The sequence below is a fragment of the Streptomyces sp. UNOC14_S4 genome, assembly GCF_020740835.1.
Lineage (GTDB): Bacteria > Actinomycetota > Actinomycetes > Streptomycetales > Streptomycetaceae > Streptomyces.
Genome location: NZ_JAINFC010000847.1, coordinates 1 through 1,905, shown reverse-complemented (window position 1 = coordinate 1,905; position 1,905 = coordinate 1). Strand labels below are relative to the sequence as shown.

2 protein-coding genes are annotated in these 1,905 nt (G+C 70.6%); one reads left to right on the top strand and one right to left on the bottom strand.

Annotation, left to right across the window (positions count from 1 at the left end):
- On the bottom strand, positions 1-1,105 hold a 1,105-nt coding region (locus K6I34_RS36405; protein ID WP_229332304.1), incomplete at its 3' end, for an FAD-dependent monooxygenase.
- 107 nt (positions 1,106-1,212) lie between these two features.
- Here K6I34_RS36405 and K6I34_RS36400 point away from each other — a divergent pair.
- Entirely contained in the window at positions 1,213-1,854 is a 642-nt protein-coding gene (locus K6I34_RS36400) for a TetR/AcrR family transcriptional regulator (RefSeq protein ID WP_229332303.1), read from the top strand.
- The last annotated feature ends 51 nt before the right edge of the window (positions 1,855-1,905 follow it).

Here is a 1,905-nt window from a genome sequence, read left to right as displayed (position 1 = left end):
GAGCGAACCCCGCCTCCGTGCCCACCCCTGCCCGCCGGACCCCTTCGCGGACCGCCCGCAGCCGCTCGGAGGTGAGCTGCAGCGTCCAGGCCGCCACCGGCAGCCGCTCCTCCTCATAGGTGTCCAGCAGTTCTTCCCCTGCCCGGCCGCTCGCGACGAGGGCGAGCTTCCAGCCGAGGTTGTAGCCGTCCTGGATGCCCGTGTTCATGCCCAGGCCGCCAGCGATCGAGTGGATGTGGGCGGCGTCGCCCGCGAGGAAGACCCGTCCCACCCGGAAGCGGTCGGCCATGCGGACGTTGACCCGATAGGTCGAGAGCCAGCCGGGATTGGTCAGCCTCAGGCCGGGAACGCGGGCGTGCCGGTCGAGCTGACGCTGGAACAGCTCCAGCGAGGGGCCGAGGAAATTCCCGTCGGCATCGCGCTCGGGCGAGCTCTGGAGCTGCCAGCGCCGAGTGCCGGGCAACGGGCAGAGCAGCACGGCACCCTCCTCGTCGATCCACTGATGCCAGCACCCGCGGTCCAGGTCGCCCTCGACCTCGACGTCCCCGACCAGGGCCAGCTCCGGCTCGGCCTCCCCCTCGAAGGACACCCCGAGCGCCTTGCGGACCACTCCGCGGGCGCCGTCACAGCCCACCAGATAAGCGGCCTCGATACGCTGCCCGTCGGCGAGCTCGGCCACCACCCCGGCCCGGCCCTGGGTGAAGCCGGTGAGCTCGCGCCCCAGCTCGACCCGCACACCGTACGAGGCGAGCCGCGCGCGCAGGATCTCCTCCGTGCGCCACTGCGGTATCCATAGACCCGTGGCGTACGGCACGGTGGGGTCCGGCGCCTCGTCCGCTTCGGGCACGTGATCGGCTATCGCCACCCCGCCCCGGTACTTGCGGTAGATCAGGCGGGGGTTGCCGGCGGCCGCGAACTCCTCCCCCACGCCGAGATCCGCGAGCACTTCACGGCTGCGCTGATTGAGGCCCTTGCCACGCGAACCACCGTGGAATTCCAGCGACTTGTCGATGATCCGCACCGGGATTCCGGCGCGGGCGAGTGCACAGCCCAGCGTCAGGCCAGTCGGCCCTGCGCCCACGATCAGTACTGCGGTGGCGGTCATGCCATGTCCCTCCGTCGCTCGATGCGTTCATCAAAGACCAGCCCACCTCGAAAATGCAACCGGGTTACAAAAGATTCTGGGTCACAAACGCCTGATAGGGTGAATCCGTGACTGAAGAGACCGGACTGCGGGAACGCAAGAAGCAGCGCACGCGGCAGGCGCTGTCGGAGACGGCGATCGAGCTCTTCCTCGCGCGGGGCTTCGATCAGGTGTCGGTCGCGGACGTGGCCGCGGCGGTGGAGGTGTCCAAGCCGACGCTCTTCCGCTACTTCCCGAGCAAGGAGGATCTCGTCCTCCACCGGATCGCCGATCACCAGGGCGAGGCGGCTCGGGTGGTGCGGGAGCGGGCGGCGGAGGCATCACCACTGGGGGCGCTGCGCGCGCACTTCCACGCGCGGCTCGACGCGTACGACCCGGTCACGGGGCTCTGTGACAATCCGGCCGTGCTGGCCTTCCACGACCTCGTCTTCAACACGCCGAGCCTGCTGGCTCGGACGGTGCGGTATTCCGAACGGGACGAGGAACTGCTGGCGGCGGCCCTGTACGAGACGGGGGGTGACGGTGGTGACGAGTTCATGGCGCGGCTGGCCGCGGCACAGATCGTCACGGTGCAGGTGCGCCTCGCGCGCGGCAACTGGGGCCGGGTCAACGACGGGGCCCGGGCCTCGGAGGCGCTGCCGCGGGCTCACGCCGAGGCGGATGGCGCGTTCGACCTGCTGGGGGGCGGAGTGGGAGCGGTGTACGGATGAGGTCCGGGGGCGTCGGGGGCGAGGAGCCCCGCCCCCGGAGTCGCCTTTACC